Here is a 21,166-nt window from a genome sequence, read left to right on the forward strand (position 1 = left end):
GGCGACTATTGGGGTGTGGACTGCTCCGAACTGCGCGAATCGATTTCGGCCCGGATCGACGGCGAGCAGCCGGCGGTACCGGACGAACTGCTCGACCGGCACCTGGCCGGGTGCCCGGAGTGCCGGGCCTGGCAGGAGCGCGCGATGGCGCTGCGGCGGTTGACGCTGGTCCGGGAGGCGCCACAGGTCCCCGACCTGACGGCCCGGATCCTGGCCGAGGTGCCCGCGCCGCAGCCGCAGCGGTGGGGCCTGCGGCTGGCGCTCGGCCTGGTCGCCCTGGTGCAGAGCGGGCTCGGGCTGGCCGAGCTGCTGGGCGCGGACGTCGGCCACGCGGGTCACGGCGGGCTCGCCGCGGCGGTGCACCTGGGCAACGAGAGCGCGGCCTGGAACTTCGCGGTCGGGATCGGATTGCTGTGGGCCGCGCTGCGCCCGGCGACCGCGTCGGGGTTGCTGCCCGCGCTGGGTGGGTTCGTGGTGGTGCTCGGTCTCGTGTCGGGGGTCGATCTGTCGACCGGGCAGGTGGCGTTCGACCGGGTCGCGTCGCACGGGCTGGTGGTCGTGGGGGTCGCGTTGCTGTTCGCGGTGCGCAGGCAGCACACGCGGCAGACCGCACCCCCGTCGGCCGACCGGCTCCCGGCGCCGGGTGCTGCGGGCGCGAGCGCTTCGGACGCTCCCGAGCTGGGGTCGGGCGACCGGCCGCAGCGGCGCCGGTTCCCGCAGCGGCCCACCGGCCGGCACGCGGCGTGATACCGCGGGCCGCGCGGCTGGAAACCGCGCGGCCGCGCGGCCGGAAACCCGCGGGAACCGAAGCCGCCCGCCGGCCGACTACCGGGTGAGGGGATCGATCGACGAGGAGCTGATCACCATGTCCGAACGTGGTTCCGGCCTGCGGCACGTCGCGACGTTCTGCGGCCAGTGCAACTGCGGGTGCCCGGAGCTGTTCTTGGCCGACGGTGCGCCCGCGGAACGCGAGGTGGTGATCACCGACGACTTCGGGCAGCGGATCGAGATGAGCCGCGAACAGCTGGCGGTGCTCGTCGCCGACGTGAAATCCGGCGTCCTGGACGCGGTGCTCGCCCCGGCGGGCTGAGCGGGCCGGCGGCGATTCCGGAGCCTCAGGAGGGAAAACCAAGTCCCTGGTCGGCCCGTTGCTCGACGCCGTGGCCACCCGGGTGTGGAGGCGGTGAGCCGGGTCACCCGGTTGCCGGGAACCAGCGGCGTTCCCGGGCCGACTCTTTCACCGGGGCGGTGGACGAAGGGAGCCGGATGTCGATCGATCAGAACGCGGAAAAGCTCACGCCGGAGCGGGAAAGCCCGGCCGAGCCTCGGCTCGGCTGGGCCGGGATCCGGCCGCTGCTGCTGCGCCTGCACTTCTACGCGGGCGTCTTCATCGGACCGTTCCTGCTCGTCGCCGCGATCACCGGACTCGCCTACGTGTGGGCGCCGCAGGTGGAACAAGCGGTCTACGACCACGAACTGCACGTCCCGGCCGCGGCCACCACGGTTCCGCTGGACCAGCAGGCCGCGGCGGCGAAGGCGCTCGTGCCCGACGGCACCCTCACCGGTGTCCGTCCCGGGCTCACCCCGACCGACACGACCCAGGTGATCTTCAACCGTCCCGGCCTGGAGCCCAGCTTCCACTGGACGGTCTTCGTCGACCCGCACACCGGTGACGTCCGCGGCCAGCTGGAAACCTACGGCTCCGGCCAGGCGATGCCGGTGCGCGCCTGGATCGACGTCCTGCACCGCAGCCTGCACCTCGGCGATTTCGGGCGGCTGTACAGCGAACTCGCGGCCAGCTGGCTCTGGGTGGTCGTGCTGGCCGGGCTCGCGCTCTGGTTCGGGCGGGTCCGCCGCAAGCGGGCCGCCGCCGGCCGGCGCGCCAAGCTCCTGACCTGGCACGGCCGGACCGGCCTGGTCCTGGCGATCGGGCTGCTGTTCCTCTCGGCCACCGGCCTGACGTGGTCGGAGTACGCCGGGAACAGCATCAGCGAGCTACGTACGCAGCTGGACTGGACCACTCCGTCGGTGTCCGCGACCGTGCCCGCGTCGAGCGGCCGGGACATCGGTCTCGACGGCGCTCGCGAAGCGACGGTGCGGGCCGGGCTGACCGGGCCGGTCGAAGTGCGGCCGCCGGCCGGGCCCGGCAAGGGCTACGTCGTCGCGCAGACGGGCCGCAGCTGGCCGACGCGGGCCGATTCGATGGCTGTCGACCCGGCGACCGGGACCGTCACCGACACGCTGCGGTTCGCCGACTACAACCTCGCGGCGAAGCTGAGCAAATGGGGGATCGACGCCCACATGGGCTTCCTCTTCGGCATCTGGAACCAGATCGTGCTGACGCTGCTGGCGGTCGCGCTGATCGCGGTGATCGGCTGGGGCTACCGGATGTGGTGGCTGCGCCGGCCGACGCGCGGGGAAGCCCGCGCCGGGCGGCCACCGGCCCGGGCCACGTGGCGGAAGATCCCGGGGCGGGCGCTGGCCCCGGCGCTGGTCGTGGTCGCCGTCGTCGGCTACTACCTGCCGCTGTTCGGCCTGTCGCTGCTGGGTTTCCTCATCGTGGACGGCCTGCTCGAGGCCCGGCGGCGGAAGGCGGCGGCATGATCACCGCGGAAGGCCTGCGCTGGATCGTGACGGTCCTGTTCGCGCTGACCGGGGCGTTCTGCGCCTATCGGTGCCTGCAGGACCGGACCGCGGGGGAGCGCACCGGCGACGTGCTGCACGTCGTGATGTGCGTGGCGATGGTCGCGATGGCGTGGCCGGCGACGATGAGCTTCGCCCGCTGGCCGCAGACGGTGTTCTTCGCCTTGGCCGCGGTCTGGTTCGTGGGCGTGGCGGTCACCGGGGCGTCGCACGGGGACCACGGCGGCCGCCGGGCGGCGTTCTACCACGTCGTGATGATGGCGGCGATGGCGTGGATGGTGTTCGTGATGCCGCGGGCGATGGCCGGCCTGGCCGGGCCCGGCGGGACGATGGAGATGCCGGGCCACGCCGGGATGTCGATGTCCGTGTCCGGCGCCGCCGGGAGCACGCCCGCGGACGTCACGACCGTCGCGCTGGTGCTCGTGGCCGTGTTCGCCGTGGCCGGGCTGGTGTTCCTGGCCCGGGCGATCGACGAGGCGCGGGTGTCCCGGCCGCCGCTGCGCAGCCTCGGCAGCGGCGCGAACGGCGTGATGGCGCTGGGCATGGCGCTGATGCTGCTGACCATGGCGTGATTGTCCTCAGTGGACTGTGGGAAGGCTCACAGCCGGGAACCGCGGCCGGGTCCGGTCCGACGGCTGAGGGGTGACGACGTCCCGGTTCCGCGCCGCGGTCGTGACGGCGGTGGTGGCCGGGCTCGCCCTGGTGCTGCTCGTCGTCGCCACCGCCGGCGATGTGTACGCGCCCTTGGGCAACGCCGATCCGGGGCCGTTGACCACCTACGGGTTCGCGGTCGTCCGGTTCGCCGCCGACGCGGCCGCGGCCGGGTGCTTCGGCGGCCTGGTGTTCGCCGCGTTCGTGGCGCCGGGCCGCCGGGGCGGCTCGTTGTCGGCGGACGCCTTCGCGGCGAGCCGGTTCGCCGCCGGCTGTGCGGCCTGCTGGCTGGCCGCCGCGGTGGTCGCGGTGCCGTTCTCGACGGCGGTCGCCGCGGGCCTGCCGGTGTCCCGCGTCCTGCGGCCCGAGGTGTTCCTGCCCACCTTCAGCGCCACCGAAGAACCGAAGGCCTGGCTGTGCGTCGTGGCCGCGGCGGCGGTGGCGACGGCGCTGGCCTGGCCGGCGATGGCCTGGCGCACCGTCGTCGCCGCGGCGGCGGTCGCCGGAGTGGGGTTGCTCTGCCCCTGGTGGCCGTGGGACACGTCTCCGTCGGCGCCGGGCACGACATCGCGACCAACGCGATGTTCTGGCACGTGCCCGCCGCGAGCGCGTGGCTCGGTGCGTCGGTGGCCCTGCTGGCCCGGCTTCGCCGCGGACCCGCGGATCTCGTCCGGCGGCGCTACCACCGGCTGTCGTTGACCTGCTTCGTGGTGACGGCCGTGTCGGGCGCGGTTTCCGGCTTCGCGCTCGCCCGCCCCGACGGGCTGATGAGCCGCTACGGGCTCGCCCTCGCGGTCGAGACCGTCCTGCTGCTCGCCGCCGGGTTCGGCATCGCCGGGTGGCGCCGGCGCCGGACGGGTCTCCGGCCGGCCGTGGCGGAACTGCTCCTGCTGGCCCTGGGCACCGGCGGTTCGGCGGCGCTGACCCTGCTCGTGCCGCCGTCGTTCGTGAACCACCCGGCGACCGTGCCGGAAACCGTCCTCGGCTACGACCTCGACGCGCCCCGGACCCTCGCCCGGCTGCTCGGGGCCTGGCGGCCGGACCTGCTGTTCGTTCCGCTCGCCCTGATCGCGGTGACGGCCTACCTGCTCGGCGTCCGGCGGCTGCGGCGCCGCGGTGACCACTGGCCGCCCGGCCGCGTGGCGGCCTGGCTCGCCGGGTGGGCGATCGTCGTGGCCGTCACGTCGTCCGGGCTCGGGGTCTACGCGCCGGGGACCTTCAGCCTGCACATGGTCACGCACATGGCGCTGAACATGTTCGCGCCGGTGCTGCTGGTGCTCGGCGGGCCGGTCACGCTCGCCCTGCGCGCCCTTCCGGCCCGCGGCGACGTTCCCGGTGCCCGCGAGTGGGTGGTCGCGCTGCTGCACGCCCCGGTGACGCGGTTCTTCGCGCACCCGGCGGTCGCGGCGATCCTGTTCACCGGATCGTTCTACGTGCTGTACTTCTCGGACCTGTTCGGCCAGGCGATGCTCTACCACTGGGCGCACCAGCTGATGAAGCTGCACTTCCTGGTGACGGGCTACCTGTTCGCGTGGGTCGCGGTCGGTGCCGACCGGACGCCGCGGCCGCTGCCGCACCTGGCCCGGCTCGGGATGCTCTTCGCGGTGATGCCGTTCCACGCCTTCTTCGGCGTGCTCCTGATGAGCAAGCAGACCCTGATCGCCGCCACCTACTACCACTACCTCGCCTTGCCGTGGGCCGGTGACCTCCGGGCCGATCAGCGGCTCGGCGGCGGGATCGCCTGGGCGAGCGGGGAAATCCCGATGGTGGTGCTGGTCGTCGCGCTGCTCGTGCAGTGGGCGCGCGACGACGAACGCAAGGCCCGCCGCGCCGACCGGCACGGCGAGGGCGACTTCGACGCCTACAACGCGATGCTCGCCGAGCTCGCGGCCCGCAGAAACTGAGGAGAAACCCGCATGTCCACCACCACCCCGGTCGCCGGGGAGGTCCGGACGGTCGAGCTGGCCGTGACCGGAATGACCTGTGCCGCCTGCTCGGCGCGGGTCGAACGCACCCTGAACAAGGTCGACGGCGTCCGCGCGTCGGTCAACTACGCGACCGAGCGCGCCACCGTGCAGGTCCCCGCCGCGGTCGGCGACGACCTGCTGGTCGAGCGCATCCGCAAGGCGGGTTACGGCGCGCGCGTCCGCGGCGAGGACGACGAGGACCGCACCCTGGCCAGGGTGCGTGACCTGCGTCGGCGGCTGTTCGTCGCGGCGCTGCTGGCCGTGCCGCTGGGCAACCTGTCGATCACCCTGGCGCTGGTGCCGTCGCTGCGGTTCCCCGGCTGGCCGTGGCTGTGTCTCGCGCTTGCGGTGCCGGTGGTGTTCTGGGCGGCGCTGCCGTTCCACCGGGCGGCGCTGCGGAACCTGCGGCACCGATCGTCCAGTATGGACACTCTGGTGTCGCTCGGGGTCCTGGCGTCCTTCGGCTGGTCGGCCTGGGCGACGCTGTTCGGGGGCCACGAACCGGGGTACTGGGTCGGGTTCGGGCCGACCGCGGCCGGCGCGGACGCGATCTACCTCGACGTCGCCGCGGGCGTGACGACGTTCCTGCTGGCCGGGCGCTACTTCGAGAGCCGGTCCCGTCGCAACGCCGCCGGGCTGCTGGCCGCGCTCGACGCCCTCGCCGCCAAGGAGGTGCGCGTCCTGCGTGACGGCGCCGAGGCGCTGGTTCCGGTGGGCGAGCTGGCTGTCGGCGACCGGTTCGTGGTAAAGCCGGGGGAGGCGTTCGCCGCCGACGGCATCGTCGAAAGTGGACGATCCACTGTGGACGTTAGCGCGGTCACGGGTGAGCCGGTGCCCGCGGAGGTGGCCCCGGGCGACCGGGTGATCGGCGCGTCGGTCAACCGCGAGGGGCGGCTGGTGGTCCGCGCGACGGCCGTGGGCACCCACACCCAGCTCGCGCAGATGACCGCGCTCGCCGAGCACGCCCAAGCGCGCAAGGCATCCGTGCAGCGGCTGGTCGACCGGATCTGCGCGGTGTTCGTCCCGGTCGTCCTCGTGCTGGCCGCGCTGACCCTCGGCGCGTGGCTGCTCACCGGGCACCCGGGGCGGGACGCCTTCACCGCGGCGGTGTCGGTGCTGATCATCGCCTGCCCGTGCGCACTCGGCCTGGCGACGCCGACGGCGTTGCTGGCCGGGGTCGGCCGCGGCGCGCAGCTGGGCATCCTGATCAAGGGCCCGGACGCCCTCGAAGCGAGCCGGAAGGTCGACACCGTCGTGCTGGACAAGACCGGCACGGTGACCACCGGCCGGATGACCGTCACCGCCTGCCGCCCGGCGCCCGGCCGCACCCGCGGCGACCTGCTGTGGTTCGCCGGCGCGGTCGAGTCGGGTTCCGAGCACGCGATCGCGGCCGCCGTCGTCGGCGCCGCCCGAGCCGAACTCCCGTCGCTGCCCGAGGTTTCGGGGTTCACCGCCCTTCCCGGCCTGGGCGCCGAGGCCACTGTGGACGGTCACACCGTCCTCGTGGGCAGCCCGCGGCTGTTCGGCGACCGAGGCATCCCCTCGGAGTTCGAGACGCCCGCCGGGGTGGCCGTGCCGGTGCTGGTCGCGGTCGACGGCGAACCCATCGGGCTGATCGAAGTCCGCGACGTCGTCAAACCGTCCGCCGCGGCAGCGGTGGCCGCGTTGCGGGCCCAGGGCCTGCGGACGGTACTGCTCACCGGCGACCACGAGGTCGCGGCCCAGGCGGTGGCGGCCGAGATCGGCGTCGACGAGGTCCGCGCCGGAGTCCTGCCCGCGGACAAGGCCCGCGCGATCGACGAGCTGCGGGCCACCGGAGCGCGGGTGGCGATGGTGGGCGACGGCATCAACGACGCCCCGGCGCTGGCCACCGCCGACCTCGGGATGGCGATGGCCCGCGGCAGCGACATCGCGTTGCGCTCGGCCGACCTGGTGCTGGTGCGCGAGGACCTGCGGGTGGTGCCGGACGCGATCCGGCTCGCCGACCGGACGCTGCGGATCATCCGCGGCAACCTGGCCTGGGCGTTCGGCTACAACGTGGCCGCCCTGCCGCTCGCGGCCCTCGGCCTGCTCAACCCCCTCATCGCCGGCGCGGCCATGTCGCTGTCCTCGGTGCTGGTGGTGTCCAACAGCCTGCGGCTGCGTTCGTTCGACGGTTCCGGGGAGAAGGAACAGTGACGGCGAAGAAGAAGTCGGACGTGCAGCAGGGTGCGGTCGCGGCGGCGAAGGCGGCGTCGCTGCAGCTGGTCCTGCAGGAGTTCCGGAGCTACTGGCGGACGCTCCGGTGCCTCACCCGGCGGCGGTCCGTCGCACGTTGGTGTCGCGCATCGCCTCCGCGAGGTCGTCGCGGGCCCGGGCGACCCGGGAGCGGATCGTGCCGACCGGGCAGCCGATGATCTCGGCGGCGTCCGCATAGGACAGTCCCAGTGCCTGGGTGAGCACGAACGCGTCCCGCCGGTCGGGTTCCAGCGCGGCGACGAGGTGGTCGAGCAGGACGCGTTCTTCGAACGCGGTGCGTTCGGTGGTCCGGCCCGCATCGACCCGCCAGTCGGCCAGGGTGGCCGGACGGGGGCGGGCCTGGGCGGCGCGGATGTGGTCGGCCACGACGCGGCGGGCGATGCTCAGCAGCCACGTCCGCGCCGAGGATTCCGCGCGGAAGCGGCCGAGGCTGCCCAGCGCGCGCAGGTACGTCTCCTGGGTCAGGTCGTCGGCGGACTGGGGGTCGCTCAGGCCGGCGACGAACCGCCAGACGTGCGGCTGGGTCGCCCGCAGGAACCGCTCGAGCGCGACCCGGTCGCCGCGGCCGGCGAGCCGGGCCCAGTGGGTGATGTCGGCGTCATCCGATGACTGTGGCCTCACACCGGCTAGTACGCGGCTCGAGCCGGGATGGTTCAAAAAGAACTCACGGGAACCATTCCGCCGTCCGGGCCGACCTTTGTGGCAGCGAGGCCACTGCCTCGTCACGAGACGGCCACGGGCCCGGAAGGTGTGACGATGACCCAGAGCACATACGTGGTGACGGGAATGACGTGCGGACACTGCGTCGCGTCGGTCAAGGAGGAGGTCGGTGAGCTGCCGGGTGTCCGTGACGTCGAGGTCGACCTGGGCTCGGGCCGCGTCCTGGTGACCAGCGAGGGCGTGCTGGCGCTGGAGCAGGTCGAGGGTGCCGTCCAGGTCGCGGGCTACCAGCTCGTCCGATGAACGAGAGAGGCCGTCATGCCGACTTCGGCCAAGGTGAGCGGGTTCGCGCTGGTGCTGGGACTGGTGTTCGGCCTGGCGTGGCTGCTGGGCAGCCTCGTCGGCCCGAGCCCGTCACCAGCCCCATCCACGCCCTCGATGCCCGGCGTGCACCTGCCCGGCACCCCGTAGGAGCCGCCTCGCCTGCCGTGCGGCCCGCACCGCCTGCATCAGCCGCGCCGCCCGCCCTGGCCGCGCCACCAGCACCGGCCCCGCCGGCAGCGCCGCCCGTGCCGGGCACGGAGATCGAACTCGTCATCGGGGGCATGACCTGCGGGTCGTGCGCGGCGCGGATCGAGCGCAAGCTCAACCGGCTCGACGGGGTCGAGGCGTCGGTCAACTACGCCACCGAAAAAGCGCTGGTCTCGGTGCCGGCGGCGCTGACCGTCGACGACATCGTCCGCGCCATCGAGGCCGCCGGCTACACCGCGCAGCCGCCCGCACCGCCGGAACCGGAGGCCGCCGAGCCCGCTGCGGCGGCACCGGATCTGCTGCGGCAGCGGCTGCTGGGCTCGGCCGTGCTGAGCGTGCCGGTGATCGTCCTCGCGATGGTGCCCGCGCTGCAGTTCCCCGCGTGGCAATGGGTGTCGCTCGTGCTGGCCACCCCGGTCGTCGCCTGGGGTGCGTGGCCGCTGCACCGCGCGGCCTGGACCAACCTGCGGCACGCCACCGCGACCATGGACACGCTGGTGTCGATGGGCGTCGCCGCGGCCTTCCTCTGGTCGCTCTACGCGCTGTTCTTCGGCGGCGCGGGCGTGATCGGGATGCGGCACGAGTTCGAACTGACCCTGGCCGCCGACCACAACCTCGACGGCATCTACTTCGAGGTCGCCACCGGCGTCACCCTGTTCATCCTCGCGGGCCGGTTCTTCGAGTCCCGGTCCCGGCGCCGAGCCGGCGCGGCCCTGCGCGCGCTGCTGGACCTCGGCGCGAAGTCGGTCTCGGTGTTGCGAGACGGCCGTGAAGAGCGGATCCCGATCGAGCAGCTGAGGGTCGGCGAGCGGTTCGTGGTCCGGCCCGGCGAAAAGATCGCCACCGACGGCGTCGTCGAGGAAGGCGACTCCGCGGTCGACCTGAGCCTGGTGACCGGTGAGGCCGTCCCGGTCGAGGTCTCCGCCGGCACCCCCGTCGTCGGCGCCACGGTCAGCATGAGCGGCCGCCTGGTCGTGCGGGCGACGCGCGTCGGCGCGGACACTCGGCTGGCCCGGATCGCGGCGATGGTGGAGCGGGCCCAAAGCGGCAAGGCCGACGTGCAGCGGCTGGCCGACCGCGTGTCCGCCGTGTTCGTGCCCGTGGTCATGGCGCTTTCCCTGGCCACCCTGGGGTTCTGGCTCGGGACCGGCGCGGACACCGCGGTGGCGTTCACCGCCGCGGTCGCGGTGCTCATCATCGCCTGCCCGTGTGCGCTCGGGCTGGCGACGCCGACGGCGTTGCTGGTCGGCACCGGCCGCGGCGCCCAGCTCGGCGTCCTGGTCAAAGGACCGGAGATGCTGGAGTCGACCCGCCGCGTCGACACCGTCGTGCTCGACAAGACCGGCACCGTGACCACGGGCAAGATGAGCCTGGTCGCCGTCCGCTCGGTCGACGGCGTCCCCTCGGACCTGGCGCTGCAGCTGGCCGGAGCGCTCGAAAACGCCTCCGAGCACCCGATCGCCGACGCCGTCGTGTCCGCCGCGCTCCGGCGGTTCGGCTCGGTGGGGGAGGTGCGGGAGTTCCGCAACGTCGCCGGGTACGGGGTGCTGGGCCGGGTCGACGGGCACCGCGTCGTCGTCGGCCGCCCGGAGCTGATGCACCGCCTTTCGGTGCGGCTGCCGAAGTCGCTGCTGGCCGTGAAGCAGAAGGCCGAGCAGGCCGGCCACACCGCGGTGATCCTGGCGTGGGACGGCTTCGCGCACGCCGTGCTCGTGGTGGCCGACACGGTGAAACCGACGTCGGCGCCCGCGGTGTTCCAGCTGCGGCGGCTCGGGTTGACGCCGATCCTGCTCACCGGCGACAACGAGGCGGTGGCGCAGGCGATCGCCCGCGAGGCGGGGATCACCGAGGTCATCGCGGACGTCTCCCCGGAGCAGAAGGTCGACGTGATCACCGGCCTGAAAGCGCAGGGGCACGTGGTGGCGATGATCGGCGACGGCGTCAACGACGCCGCCGCGCTCGCCTCGGCCGACCTCGGGCTGGCGATGGGCACCGGAACCGACGCCGCGATCGAGGCGGGAGACCTGACCCTGGTGCGTGGTGACCTGATGGCCGCGGTGGACGCGATCCGGCTGTCCCGCCGGACCCTCGGCACGATCAAGGCGAACCTGTTCTGGGCCCTGGCCTACAACGTCGCCGCGCTGCCGCTGGCGGCGGCAGGCCTGCTGAACCCGATGATCGCCGGGGCGGCGATGGCGTTGTCGAGCTGCCTGGTCGTGTCGAACAGCCTGCGCCTGACCCGGTTCCAGCCGGCGGGCGACCTGTCGGTGGCGAACGGCCGGTGAACCGGATGCCCGTCAGCGGATCGCGTCGTGCGGGAGGACGGCGTGCACGCCCCACGTCTCGTTGGCGACCTGGGTGATCCGCAGGTCGACGACCGGTGAGGCCAGCGCGAGCGCGGTGGCCCGGTCCAGGTCGTGGAGCCGCTGCAGCCAGGTCACCATGGTGGCCAGCGCGTCGGCCATCGCCTCGTCGAGGCCGGCCCCGAAGCCGAAGGTGACCCGGCCCTCGGGCGTTTCGGCGTGGATGCCCGGCACCGGCGCGTCCGCCGCCAAGGTGAGCGTGACCTCGGTGGTCATCGGGCACTCGATCGCCGTTCCCGCCGACTTCGCCGTGGCCCTGGGCCGCGTGCCCGTCGCCGAGGTGCAGCAGCGCACCGGGCACGGTCAGCGGTAGGTACAACGTCGACCCGGCGACGAGGTCCCGGCAGTCGAGGTTGCCGCCGCCGAGAGCCCGCGGCGGGATGGTCGAGTGCGGTCCCGGCTCGGCCGGGGGAACGCCGGCGACACCGAGAAAGGGCGCGATGCCGACGGTGTGGCCGAGGTCGCTGGTCGCGGCTTCGCCGTCGATGTCCCACGTCAGCCACGTTGCCGGGCCGTCGGCGACGCCGAGCCTGCGGTTGAGCGCGGTGTCCTTCACCCCGGCGGTGGTCCAGCCCCAGCCGCCGGGCGTGATCGACGTGAAGTGCACGCCCAGGACCATGCCCGGCTCGGCGCCGCGCACCGCGATCGGCCCGGTCAGGCAGTGCCCGCGCCGGGCCGGGTACATCGCCGGGCCGTTCACCCGCCGGTCCAGGTAGCCGGCGGCGTCGAGGGATTCGACCAGGACGGAGTCGCCCGGATCGACGGTGAGCACGGGCGGGGTGGCCCGGTCGAGGACGTCCACTGTGGTCTCCCGCGTCGCGGGAAGCCGGTACTCGGCCACGGTTCTTCCTTTCCGGTGCGGGTGTTCAGCGGAGCCGGGAACCGGCGGTCGGTGCCAGGCGCACCGTGGACGCGGGCTGCCCGGTCAGCGCGGCCACGGTCTCGGCCAGGGCCGCGCACCGGGGATCCCGGTGGACGGCGTCCAGGATACGTTCGCGGTCGGCGTCGTCGGCGAAGCGCCTGATCCAGACGACGGCGTCCTCGTCGCCGGCCACGGTGAACGAACCCACCACCTCCATCCCCCGTTCCCGGTGGAGGGGGATGACGGTCTCGTCCAGGTAGCGGGCCAGTTCGCTGCCGTGGCCGGGGCGGGCGTGCTCGGTGCGGATCTCGTAGAACATCGGCGGTCCTCCTCGGAGGGGGTCAAGAGCGGCGGGCGGCGGCGAGGGCGTAGACGTCGGGGGAGCCGTCCCAGGGCGCGGTGCGCAGGACGGTCCAGTGGTGGATGAGCCACCGCCCGCCGAGCTTGCGCAGCTCCAGCTCCCAGCGGCCGCGCATGGTGCAGTGGTCGACGACGCCGGGCTCGGCGGGGACGTGGTGGTAGGCGACCACGTGCGCGCGGCACGTCGCGTCGTCCCCGGACGACTGCACGACGAGGTCGGTGGCGGTGTGGTGGGTGCTGTCGAAACCCTCCAGGGTCGCGCGGGCCAGCTCGACGAGGGCGTCGGCAGTCACCGTCGTGGGCGGCCTGCCGTGGTAGTGCGTCGACAGATCCAGCGTCACCTCGTCGGCGAACAGCCGCCGCAAGATGGCCCAGTCGCGGTCGTCCTGGGCGTGGGCGAGACCGGCGACGACGTCGGCGATGGCCGCGCGATCGAGCAGATCCTGCAGTGCGCTCATGGGCGTTCCACCACCGGCAGGACCAGCCGGCTGGGGTGCGCGGGGCCGTGGTGGACGTGGTTGACGGCGACCACCACGTCGTCCGGGCCGTCGGTGGCGATCGTCGCGCCGGTGTTGGTGTTGCGGTCGTAGCGGGGGAAGTTGCTGCCGGCCACCTCGATCCGGATGCGGTGCCCCGGCCGGAAGACGTTCGCGGTGACGCCGAGGTCGAGGGTCAGTTCGGCGTCCGTGCCCGGCGCGAGGAGCACCGGTTCGGTGAGGGACTCGCGGTAGCGGACGCGCTGGATGCCTTCGCACAGCAGGATCGCCCGGCCGTCGGGGTGCACGTCGACGAGCTTGCCGGTGAAGTCGGTGTCCGGTGTGGACGATCGGATGTGCAGCACGAGGGTGATGTGCCCGATGACCTCGATGGGACGTTCGAGCACCGGGGTGGTGAAGCACAGGACGTCCTCGCGCGCCTCGGCCGCGGCCTGATCGGCCGGTCCGGGGTAGGTCCCCGGCGCGGCGGCGAGCACGGTGCCGCCCAGGCTGGGCACCGGATCGCGCGGGTCGTACCGAAACGTGTCGGTGGCGTTCTCGGCCGGGGCGTCGGACGCCAGGACGCCGTCGCCGGCCGCGGTGTTGGCTCGGCCGCCGCCGTCGAGGAAGAAGCCGGTGTACCGGGTGTCCGGCAGCGGCCAGTCCGGCTCGTCGCGCCACTCGTCGGTTCCCATGACGAAGATCCGGACCCGGTGCGTGTCCTCGGGGAGCTCGCGGTCACGGACCCAGCGGTCGAAGAACCGCAGGTGCGCTTCGGTGACGCCGGCGGTCTTGATGCTGCCGGCGAGCCCGAACGACCGGTCGGGGTAGGTGCCCAGGTCGGTCCCGTCGGGGTGGGACCAGGGGCCGATGATCAGCCGCTGGCCGTCACGGGCGGCGGCACTGCCGGCGCGGCGGCGCAGCATCCGGTACGACCGCACGGTTTCGCCGACGAAGACGTCGTACCACCCTCCGATGTGGAGCGCCGGGACGGTGATCCGCTCGCACTGGTCGGTCGCCGCGATCTCCCGCCAGAAGGCGTCGCGCTCCGGGTGGGCGAGCACGTCGCCGAGCCAGGGCAGGGAGCGGGTCACCGCGGCGCGATCGGCGATCGGCAACGGCTCGTGCAGCGACCGCGGGTCGGACAGGCCGGACAGCAGCGCTCCGGCGTCACCGTCGAGTCCACGACGCAGATTGCGCAGGGCCGAGAGGGTGCCCCAGGTCAGGACCGCGTCCTGGGACAGCGCGCCGCCGGGGGAGCGCCACGGCGCCGCGTACGGATCGGCGGAGGTCATCACCGGCGCGATCGCCCGCAGCGCCGGAACGTTCCGCGCGGCGGCCTGCCACTGGCTGAACCCCATGTACGACCCGCCCCACATGCCGACCGCGCCGTCGCACCACGGCTGCGCGGCCAGCCAGGCGAGCGTGTCGACGCTGTCCGGGCCTTCGTGGGTGTGCGGCACGAACGTCCCGGGGGAGCGGGACGTGCCCCGGACGTCCTGCGCCACCACGGCGTACCCGGCTTCGACGAGGGCGAACACGTCGGGGAGTTTCGGATTGCCGTACAGCCCGGCGTCGTCCTTGCCGTAGGGCGTGCGGACCAGCAACGCCGGGAACGGACCGGGCCCGTCCGGGAGCCACACGTTGGTGGCGAGCGCGACGCCGTCGCGCATCGGCACCGGCACGTCCACCTCCACCGTGAAGGTCATGCCGTCACCGGGTTCCCGGCGGACGAGGTGAGCATCCAGTGGCTGAACGCGGCGTAGTGCCGGGCGAACCCCTGCGGCGTGGGGGCGTGCTCCACGGCCGCCGAGAGTTCCGCGGCGCGGGCGTACCGGGGGATCCGGTCCGCTTCGTAGGCACCCAGCGCCGCGGGCACGTCGCCGCCCGGGGTGAGCAGGCGGCCGAGCAGCGCGGCGTCCTCGATGCCCAGCGTCGCCCCGGCGGTGATGTGTGGCGACATCGCGTGCGCCGCGTCCCCGGCGAGCACGACACGCCCGGACGCCCAGTGCGGCAACGGCGGCACGATCATGATCCGGTTGTGCAGGATCGATTCCTCGGGAGTGGCGTGGATGAGCTCGGCGAGCACTCCGCCGTGCTCGCCGTCGTCCAGGTGCGCGGCCCGGGCCAGCGCCTGCTCCTTGCGGGTGCCGGTCGGTTCCGGCGTGTCGAACTGGTTCACCAGCCAGTAGACGCCGCCTTCGTGGGTGCGCACCCACCCGCCGCGGCAGCGTTCGCCGCCGAGGATCACCCGGTTCCCGGTCAGGGCGAGACCCGGATCCGGGAGCACCGCGCGCCACGCGTGGTGCCCCGGGTGTTCCTCCGCCGGCGTCCCCGGCACCAGCTGCGCGCGCACCGCCGAGTACGCGCCGTCCGCCCCGACGAGCACGTCGGCGGTGTCTTCGCTGCCGTCGCTCAGCCGGACGGTGACGTGGCCGGCGTGCTCGTCGTACGCGGCGAACCCGGTGGCGAGGCGGATGCCGTCCCGGCCGACGGCGTCGGCGAGCAGGTCGGTGAGCTTCGCCCGGTGCACCAGCAGGAACCGGTGGTCCTCGACGCCGAACTCGGGCGTCTCGAGCAGCCGCCCGGCCGGGTCGTGGAAGTACATCTCCCCGGGTTTGCCGATGGCTCGCACCTGGTCGCCGACGCCGAGTTCGTCGAACACCGCCAGCGCGTTGGCCCACAGGCCCAGCCCCGCCCCGGCCGCGCGGACCTCCGGCGCGCGCTCGTAGACCACCACGTCGATTCCCTTGCGGCGCAGGGCGAGACCGCTCGTCAGTCCCACGATCCCGCCGCCGATCACCACAGCCCGCATCACTGTCCTCCTTCGTCTTCCGAACTCGACGTTAAGGACGTCCGCCGGTTGACTCCAGTGCAACGTTGGTACGGACTCATTCCACCTGTGATAATCGGCCGGTGGACTACGACCTCAACCTCATCGAGGCGCTGGACGCGCTGCTCACCGAAAGCAGCGTCACGAAGGCGGCGGAGCGCCTGCACACGTCGGCCCCGGCGATGAGCCGCACGCTCGCCCGGCTGCGGCGCGCGTTCGACGACCCGCTGCTCGTCCGGGCCGGCCGCGATCTCGTCCCGACCCCGCGGGCCCTCGAACTGCGCGGGGAGGTGCACGCGGTCGCCGCCCGGGCCCGCGCGCTGTTCGGCCCGTCGACCGCCGCCGACCCGCGGACCGCGGTGCGCCGGTTCGACCTGCAGGTCACCGACATGCTGTCCACGACGGTCATCCCGTCCCTCATCGACGACCTGCGGGCCCAGGCGCCGGGGATCTCCCTGCGGCTACGGCCGGAAACCCTCCAGGACACCCCGGCGCTGCGCGAAGGACTCGTGGACCTGGAGATCGGGACGCTGGGCCCGGGCGACCCGGAAATCCACTCGGAAACCCTCGTCACCGAAACGCTCGTCGGCGCGATCCGCCCGGATCACCCGCTGGCGAAGGTCAAGACGGTCACCGCGAAGAGGTTCGCCGCGGCCGACCACATCGTCGTCTCGCGCCGGGGCCGCGCGCACGGCCCGATCGACGAGCGGCTGGCCGAGCTGGGGCTGAGCCGCCGGGTGATCGCCGTCCTGCCGAGCTTCGCCGGCGCGCTCCAAGTGGCGCGCGGCACCGACGTCGTCTGCGTGACCCCGGCCAAGCTGGGCCGCCCGATGCTGGAAACGCTGGGACTGCGGACGTTCCCGATCCCGGTGGCCGTGCCGGAAGTGGTGCTCGGCATGGCCTGGCACCCCCGCAACCACCACGACCGGACGCACGCGCTGCTGCGCGAGCGAGTCCGCCGGATCATGGCCGCCGCCGCGGGCTGATTCCTCCGGGCCGGTGGGGCTCAGGGAGCGGCGACGAGGGTGACCAGGGTGCTGCCCTTGTCCCCGGGGATGGGCGTCCACTTGTTCTTCGAGATGTCGATCACGGTGCTCTCCATCGTCAGCCGGTCGGACTGGCCGGCCGGGACCTTGAAGCAGGCGATCGGCTCGAGGTTGCGGCGCACCCGGATGAACCCGTCGTTGCCGGGTGTCGACGGGCAGTCGGCCAGCAGCAGGTGGCCGTCACCGGTGATCAGTTCGAAGCCCTGCTCGGCCGGTGCGGTCCCGGCGGCCGCCGAGCCGGCCGTCGGCAGGGTGGCGATGAGCAGACCGGTGGCCGCAGTCAGCACCAGGAACGGCTTGGCCATTCGATCCGACCCGGCCGTGCCGCAGTACCGCGAGGAGGCGAGCGGGCGCTGCCCGGCTGGAACTGATCAGCGCGTTGCCGAAGCTCAAGGACGACCGCGCGGCGGAGGTGGCCATGGGCCTGCTGAACCGCACCGAGGCGAAGCCCCGGATCCAGGCCCTGCGGGACGATCCTCCGTCCACTTGGGACGACGACGTGCGGCCGCCGGAAACGCGGAGCCGGCCAGTTCGCGCCGGTCCCGCACAGCTCGTCGCCGGCCCCTCGACCCGTCAGAGCCGGTGGCTGGTGTGCGTGAACTCCACAGTGGACAGCATCGACGTCTCCGAGGGGTTCGTCCGCCGCCGGCCGAAGACCAGGACCTTCGCCGGTTCGACGGCGAAGACCGCGACGTCGTCGTGGCCGCCCTGCCGGAATCCGGTGTCGGTCGCCTCGTAAACCCAGCTGCCGTCCCACTTCCGCCGCCACGCCGCGGCGAGCCGGTCGAGTGCCGGGCGGTCGGTGACGCGGCGGGCCACGCCTTCGACGACCACGTCGAGAGCGTCGTCCCAGGCGTTGCGGCCGGTGGTCAGCACGACGTTCGGGTTCGCCGTGAGGTTGCGGTACTTCTGTTCGGTGGCGCCGGTGCTGAAGTGGACCGCACCGTCCAGCCACACCGCGACCAGCGGTGTCACGTGCGGCCGGCCGTCGGCGCGGACGGTCGTGAGCCAGCTGATCTGGGCGTCTTCCAGCGCCCGCGTGGTTTCGGCCCAGCCGGTGGCCTCGGTGCCGGGATCGCTGAACCGTTCGTCGAGCCGGGTTTCCATCGTCACTCCGTTCGGTCGGCCGCGGAAGCCGCGTAGGCGGCGTCGAGGCGCTCGGCGACGCTCGGGCCGTCCGGCGCCTCACCGCGGCGGGTGCCGAGGTGGATCTCGCGCAGTTCGTCCATGAAGGCTTCCCACAGCGGGGGACCGCCGGCGATGAGCACTCCCGCGCGGGCCGCGTAGGCGTCGGCCACGGGCAGGTGCCGCACCCCCCAGGCGCTGAGCTGCACGAGCACCGGGACGAGGTCGATCGCGCGTTCGGTCAGGCTGTAGGTGACCTTCTGCTTGTGCGACGCGTCCCCGGCCCGGGTGAGCAGCCCGTGCTCGACGAGCACGGCCAGCCGGTCGGCCAGCACGTTCGACGAGATCCGTTCCTCGCCGCCGAGCAGCTCGCGGAAGTGCCGCGCCCCGCCGAAAACGACGTCACGCAGGACCAGCAGCGTCCACCGGTCGCCGAAGATCTCCAGCGACAGGTTGATCGGACACCGCGACCGGGCTGCCTTCACCGCTCTCACCTCGAAACTGGTTGCGTTACGAGAGCAGTATTACCCGGGCCGGCCGGTGCCGAAACACAGCCGCTCCACCAGGGCGCCGGGGCGGTCCAGCGGGATGATGTGGCCGCAGTCTTCGATGAGGTGCTCCGTGAGGTCGTCGGTCACCGGGCGCAGCTGGCGGGCGAGGGTGTCGCCGACCGGGTGGGCGCCGATCGCCACGGTGGGCACGGTGAGCCGGGCGGCTGCGGTGGCGTGCGCGATCTGTGCCGCGCTTTCGGGCATGGCCCGGTAGTGGCAGAAGGCGCTGCGCAGGGCGTCGCGTCCGGTGTACGCCGCGGTGAAGTGGTCCCGGATCGCGGGTGGCACGCCGCGGCCCCGGGTGCCGGCGTCGAGGAACCAGCCGATGTAGTCGGCTTCGCGTCCGGCGAGGACGGTTTCGGCGAGGCCGGGGACGGCGTGGAAGCCGAACCACCACGGCGGCCCGCCGGCGAGGAAGTCCTCGGCGCCGGGCAGGCGCCCGAGCAGCGACTCCATGAGGACGAGCCGGCGGACCCGCTCGGGGCGCCGCATGGCGAGCAGGAACGCCGGCGGGGCACCCGCGTCGATACCCACGACGGTCGCGTCCGGTTCGCCCAACGCGTCGAGGAGCGCTTCGGCGTCGGCGGCGAGGGTGCCGGCGTCGTAGCCGTCTTCGGTGCGGGTGGTGGCCCCGAGCCCGCGCAGGTCCGGGGCGATGACCCGGTGGTGGCGGGCCAGGTGCGGGATGACCGCGGTCCACAGCCGCCAGGTGTGCGGGAAGCCGTGCAGCAGCAGGAAAGCCGGTCCGTGCCCGGTGACGGCCACGGTGATGTCGATGCCGTTCGCCCTGACCCGCTGCTCGTGCACCCTTGCCTCCTTGTCGGTTACCATTGGTTACCAGGTGAGGCTAGGTAATCGGCCCGGCCTGGCCAAGACGGCACTTTCCCGACAGGTGGTGAGCTCCAGGTGACCCCCTCGCCGAAGGGCGCGCGCGGCGACCTCTTCGACCCCGCCTGCCCCACCCGCCGGCTGCTCGACCGCATCGGCACGAAGTGGACGTCGATGGCGGTCAAGGTGCTGGCCGAGGCCGGCCCGGACGAGGTGCGGTTCGCCGAGCTGCACCGGCGAATGCCCGGCGTCTCGCAGAAGATGCTGTCGGTGACGTTGCAGAGCCTCACCCGCGACGGCCTGGTGGAGCGCCGCGTCGAGCCGACGGTTCCGCCGAAGGTGCACTACCGCCTCACCGAACTGGGCCACTCCCTCGAAGTGCCACTGGCGGCCCTGCGCACCTGGGCGGAGGAGCACATGCCCGCGATCGACCGGGCCAACGCCGCGGCCGGACCGGGCTAGAGCCTGCTTTTCCGGTGGCCCTCGGCCTACTTCGCCGGCAGAGTGGCCGGCGCGCGGCGGCGTCCTCGTGGCGGCCGGGGCGCGGGCACGATGCCGGTGAGCAGAGACGTCACGGTGTCGGTGATCGCCTTCAGGTCGGTGTCGTCGGTGCTTTCCAGCCACTTGCGGTAGGCTGTGCGGAAGATCTGGCTTCCCGCGCCGGCCGCCAGCTCTGCGGTGTCGGGATCGACGCCGCGCTCGTGGAGGGCCTGGCGGAACCCTTCGGCCATCTGGTGTTGCTTGATCAGATCGCGTTCCAGCAACCGCGGGTTGGCCGCGATCATCCCGCTTCGCCGCTGCAGGACGTCCCGTGAGCCGAGTTTCTCCCAGTCGAACCCGGCCAAGGTCCGGACCACGGCCAGAAGTGGCTGTTCGAGGTCGGGCGTCTGCCGGAGTTGCCGGACGAGTGCCGCGTTGAGCGGCTCCGCGTCGGCGAAGAGGATTTCTTCCTTGTCGGGGAAGTAGCGGAAGAACGTCCGGGTGGTGACGCGGGCGCGTTCGGCGATCTGGACCGCGGTGGTGGCCTCGAAGCCTTGTTCCTCGAACAGCTCCATGGCGGCCTGTTTCATCCGTTCTTCGCTGCCTTCTTCCCACCGGGGCATGGCGCCAGGATAGCCGAGGTGATGACGCGCCGCGACATCAGTGCTACGGTGATGTCACGTCGAGACATCAGGGCGCACGAGCTGCCCTCGAAAGGAGAACCATGCCTGCGAACCCCGCTACGGGACAGACGTTCATGGTCGTCGGAACCCTCCGGGACGACACCGACCCCGCGGAATTCGCCGCGCGGAGAGAGGACGAGCACCGGCAGCTGGAAGTGTTGCGCTCACAGGGAAAGATCGGTGCCCACCACGTTTCCCCGGCGCGGCGGACGACGTTCGTCGAGGTCGCCGCCGCCGATCAGGGGCAGGTGGCGGAGATCCTGGCGACGTTGCCGTTCGCCCGGTTCTTCGATGCCGACGTCTATCCGCTCGCACCCGAGGACGCGGCGGAAGGGACGCGATCGTGAAGAGCGTGCCGTTCATGACCGGGAGGGACACCGCGCCGGCGTACTGGGCCTTCGGTGTCCTCTGGGTCGTGCTGGCGGACTCGGAGCAGACCGGGGGAGCGTTCTCGGTGATGGAGCAGTGGATGCCGGCGGACGGTGGGCCGCCGCCGCACGTGCACCCGATCGACGAGTGGTTCACCGTGCTGGAAGGCTCCATCGAGTTCCGGGTCGGGGACGAGCCGCCGATGCGCGCGACGGCGGGTGATTCGGTGTGGATCCCGCGTGGGACGGTGCACAGTTTCACCACCCGGAGCGCCGCGCACGTGTTCAACGGCTACACGCCGGGCGGATTCGAGCAGGTCATCATGGGGCTGGGCATTCCCGCGGAGCGGCGTGAACTGCCACCGCCCGACCTCGGCTCCGATCCGCGCTCGGCGGCGCGGTTGATGGACAACTACTGGTCGGCGAGCGCCGACACGGCCTGGGCCGGGAAGTGGCCCCGTTGAGGTCGCCGTGTCGAGCGTCGCCGGCCGCGGTGTGGTC

Annotated in this window: 25 protein-coding genes and 1 pseudogene; 14 read left to right on the forward strand and 12 right to left on the reverse strand. The window is 73.0% G+C overall.

The window, feature by feature from the left end:
• The first annotated feature begins 15 nt into the window (after positions 1–15).
• The 7 genes from H5965_RS14115 to H5965_RS14145 all read left to right on the forward strand — a co-directional run bounded on the left by H5965_RS14115 (position 16) and on the right by H5965_RS14145 (position 7,439).
• Entirely contained in the window at positions 16–747 is a 732-nt protein-coding gene (locus H5965_RS14115) for a zf-HC2 domain-containing protein (protein WP_310970134.1), read from the forward strand.
• A gap of 118 nt (positions 748–865) precedes the next feature.
• Complete coding sequence (locus H5965_RS14120) at positions 866–1,090, forward strand: hypothetical protein (RefSeq protein WP_310970135.1); 225 nt, start codon at positions 866–868, stop codon at positions 1,088–1,090.
• Positions 1,091–1,266: 176 nt separating this feature from the next.
• Positions 1,267–2,604, forward strand: a complete 1,338-nt coding sequence (locus H5965_RS14125; RefSeq protein WP_310970136.1) for a PepSY-associated TM helix domain-containing protein — start codon at positions 1,267–1,269, stop codon at positions 2,602–2,604.
• Positions 2,601–3,215, forward strand: coding sequence for a DUF5134 domain-containing protein (locus tag H5965_RS14130; RefSeq protein WP_310970137.1), 615 nt, complete (start codon positions 2,601–2,603; stop codon positions 3,213–3,215). Before H5965_RS14125 ends, H5965_RS14130 begins: the two co-directional genes overlap by 4 nt.
• A 70-nt stretch (positions 3,216–3,285) precedes the next feature.
• Positions 3,286–3,993, forward strand: coding sequence for a hypothetical protein (locus tag H5965_RS14135; protein WP_310970138.1), 708 nt, complete (start codon positions 3,286–3,288; stop codon positions 3,991–3,993).
• A gap of 68 nt (positions 3,994–4,061) precedes the next feature.
• Positions 4,062–5,198 (forward strand): cytochrome c oxidase assembly protein, encoded by a 1,137-nt coding sequence (locus tag H5965_RS14140; RefSeq protein ID WP_310970594.1) that lies wholly within the window; start codon positions 4,062–4,064, stop codon positions 5,196–5,198.
• A gap of 12 nt (positions 5,199–5,210) precedes the next feature.
• Positions 5,211–7,439, forward strand: coding sequence for a heavy metal translocating P-type ATPase (locus H5965_RS14145; protein WP_310970139.1), 2,229 nt, complete (start codon positions 5,211–5,213; stop codon positions 7,437–7,439).
• A gap of 111 nt (positions 7,440–7,550) precedes the next feature.
• Here the strand turns inward: H5965_RS14145 and H5965_RS14150 are convergent, their stop codons facing one another.
• A complete protein-coding gene (locus H5965_RS14150) occupies positions 7,551–8,120 on the reverse strand; it encodes a sigma-70 family RNA polymerase sigma factor (RefSeq protein WP_310970140.1) in 570 nt (189 codons plus the stop codon).
• A 135-nt stretch (positions 8,121–8,255) separates the two neighbouring features.
• Here H5965_RS14150 and H5965_RS14155 point away from each other — a divergent pair, with 135 nt between their 5' ends.
• The 3 genes from H5965_RS14155 to H5965_RS14165 all read left to right on the forward strand — a co-directional run bounded on the left by H5965_RS14155 (position 8,256) and on the right by H5965_RS14165 (position 10,975).
• Positions 8,256–8,462, forward strand: coding sequence for a heavy-metal-associated domain-containing protein (locus H5965_RS14155; protein WP_310970142.1), 207 nt, complete (start codon positions 8,256–8,258; stop codon positions 8,460–8,462).
• Positions 8,463–8,477: 15 nt separating this feature from the next.
• Positions 8,478–8,630, forward strand: a complete 153-nt coding sequence (locus H5965_RS14160; protein WP_310970143.1) for a hypothetical protein — start codon at positions 8,478–8,480, stop codon at positions 8,628–8,630.
• A 134-nt stretch (positions 8,631–8,764) separates the two neighbouring features.
• Complete coding sequence (locus tag H5965_RS14165; protein WP_310970596.1) at positions 8,765–10,975, forward strand: heavy metal translocating P-type ATPase; 2,211 nt, start codon at positions 8,765–8,767, stop codon at positions 10,973–10,975.
• Between the two features lie 12 nt (positions 10,976–10,987).
• On the opposite strand, the gene H5965_RS14170 is transcribed toward H5965_RS14165, so the two are convergent.
• The 6 genes and pseudogenes from H5965_RS14170 to H5965_RS14195 all read right to left on the reverse strand — a co-directional run bounded on the left by H5965_RS14170 (position 10,988) and on the right by H5965_RS14195 (position 15,566).
• A complete protein-coding gene (locus tag H5965_RS14170; RefSeq protein WP_310970613.1) occupies positions 10,988–11,269 on the reverse strand; it encodes a hypothetical protein in 282 nt (93 codons plus the stop codon).
• Positions 11,270–11,354: 85 nt separating this feature from the next.
• A pseudogene (locus tag H5965_RS14175) lies at positions 11,355–11,894 on the reverse strand (acetamidase/formamidase family protein); the annotation flags it as partial.
• Positions 11,895–11,919: 25 nt separating this feature from the next.
• Entirely contained in the window at positions 11,920–12,234 is a 315-nt protein-coding gene (locus H5965_RS14180) for an NIPSNAP family protein (protein ID WP_310970144.1), read from the reverse strand.
• A gap of 22 nt (positions 12,235–12,256) precedes the next feature.
• A complete protein-coding gene (locus H5965_RS14185) occupies positions 12,257–12,733 on the reverse strand; it encodes a nuclear transport factor 2 family protein (RefSeq protein WP_310970145.1) in 477 nt (158 codons plus the stop codon).
• A complete protein-coding gene (locus H5965_RS14190; protein WP_310970146.1) occupies positions 12,730–14,460 on the reverse strand; it encodes a CocE/NonD family hydrolase in 1,731 nt (576 codons plus the stop codon). Before H5965_RS14190 ends, H5965_RS14185 begins: the two co-directional genes overlap by 4 nt.
• Positions 14,457–15,566, reverse strand: a complete 1,110-nt coding sequence (locus H5965_RS14195; protein ID WP_310970148.1) for an FAD-dependent oxidoreductase — start codon at positions 15,564–15,566, stop codon at positions 14,457–14,459. The genes H5965_RS14190 and H5965_RS14195 overlap by 4 nt, the downstream gene beginning before the upstream one ends.
• Before the next feature lie 101 nt (positions 15,567–15,667).
• Here H5965_RS14195 and H5965_RS14200 point away from each other — a divergent pair, with 101 nt between their 5' ends.
• Entirely contained in the window at positions 15,668–16,570 is a 903-nt protein-coding gene (locus H5965_RS14200; RefSeq protein WP_310970149.1) for a LysR family transcriptional regulator, read from the forward strand.
• A gap of 20 nt (positions 16,571–16,590) precedes the next feature.
• On the opposite strand, the gene H5965_RS14205 is transcribed toward H5965_RS14200, so the two are convergent.
• The 4 genes from H5965_RS14205 to H5965_RS14220 all read right to left on the reverse strand — a co-directional run bounded on the left by H5965_RS14205 (position 16,591) and on the right by H5965_RS14220 (position 19,113).
• A complete protein-coding gene (locus H5965_RS14205; protein WP_310970150.1) occupies positions 16,591–16,935 on the reverse strand; it encodes a hypothetical protein in 345 nt (114 codons plus the stop codon).
• A gap of 268 nt (positions 16,936–17,203) precedes the next feature.
• The gene (locus H5965_RS14210) at positions 17,204–17,737 is read right to left on the reverse strand and encodes a pyridoxamine 5'-phosphate oxidase family protein (RefSeq protein ID WP_310970151.1); all 534 of its coding nucleotides are present in this window, start codon (positions 17,735–17,737) and stop codon (positions 17,204–17,206) included.
• 2 nt (positions 17,738–17,739) lie between these two features.
• Positions 17,740–18,240: a helix-turn-helix domain-containing protein gene (locus H5965_RS14215; protein WP_310970153.1), complete on the reverse strand. Its 501-nt coding sequence runs from the start codon at positions 18,238–18,240 to the stop codon at positions 17,740–17,742.
• A 39-nt stretch (positions 18,241–18,279) separates the two neighbouring features.
• Positions 18,280–19,113, reverse strand: coding sequence for an alpha/beta fold hydrolase (locus H5965_RS14220; RefSeq protein ID WP_396136902.1), 834 nt, complete (start codon positions 19,111–19,113; stop codon positions 18,280–18,282).
• 99 nt (positions 19,114–19,212) lie between these two features.
• Here H5965_RS14220 and H5965_RS14225 point away from each other — a divergent pair, with 99 nt between their 5' ends.
• The gene (locus tag H5965_RS14225) at positions 19,213–19,596 is read left to right on the forward strand and encodes a helix-turn-helix domain-containing protein (RefSeq protein ID WP_310970155.1); all 384 of its coding nucleotides are present in this window, start codon (positions 19,213–19,215) and stop codon (positions 19,594–19,596) included.
• Positions 19,597–19,622: 26 nt separating this feature from the next.
• On the opposite strand, the gene H5965_RS14230 is transcribed toward H5965_RS14225, so the two are convergent.
• Entirely contained in the window at positions 19,623–20,237 is a 615-nt protein-coding gene (locus H5965_RS14230; protein WP_310970156.1) for a TetR family transcriptional regulator, read from the reverse strand.
• A gap of 101 nt (positions 20,238–20,338) precedes the next feature.
• Here H5965_RS14230 and H5965_RS14235 point away from each other — a divergent pair, with 101 nt between their 5' ends.
• Together H5965_RS14235 and H5965_RS14240 are read left to right on the forward strand one after the other, a co-directional pair.
• The gene (locus H5965_RS14235) at positions 20,339–20,644 is read left to right on the forward strand and encodes a muconolactone Delta-isomerase family protein (RefSeq protein WP_310970158.1); all 306 of its coding nucleotides are present in this window, start codon (positions 20,339–20,341) and stop codon (positions 20,642–20,644) included.
• 14 nt (positions 20,645–20,658) lie between these two features.
• Entirely contained in the window at positions 20,659–21,129 is a 471-nt protein-coding gene (locus tag H5965_RS14240; protein WP_310970159.1) for a cupin domain-containing protein, read from the forward strand.
• Positions 21,130–21,166 lie beyond the last annotated feature (37 nt).

The organism is Amycolatopsis sp. 505, assembly GCF_031625235.1.
GTDB lineage: Bacteria > Actinomycetota > Actinomycetes > Mycobacteriales > Pseudonocardiaceae > Amycolatopsis.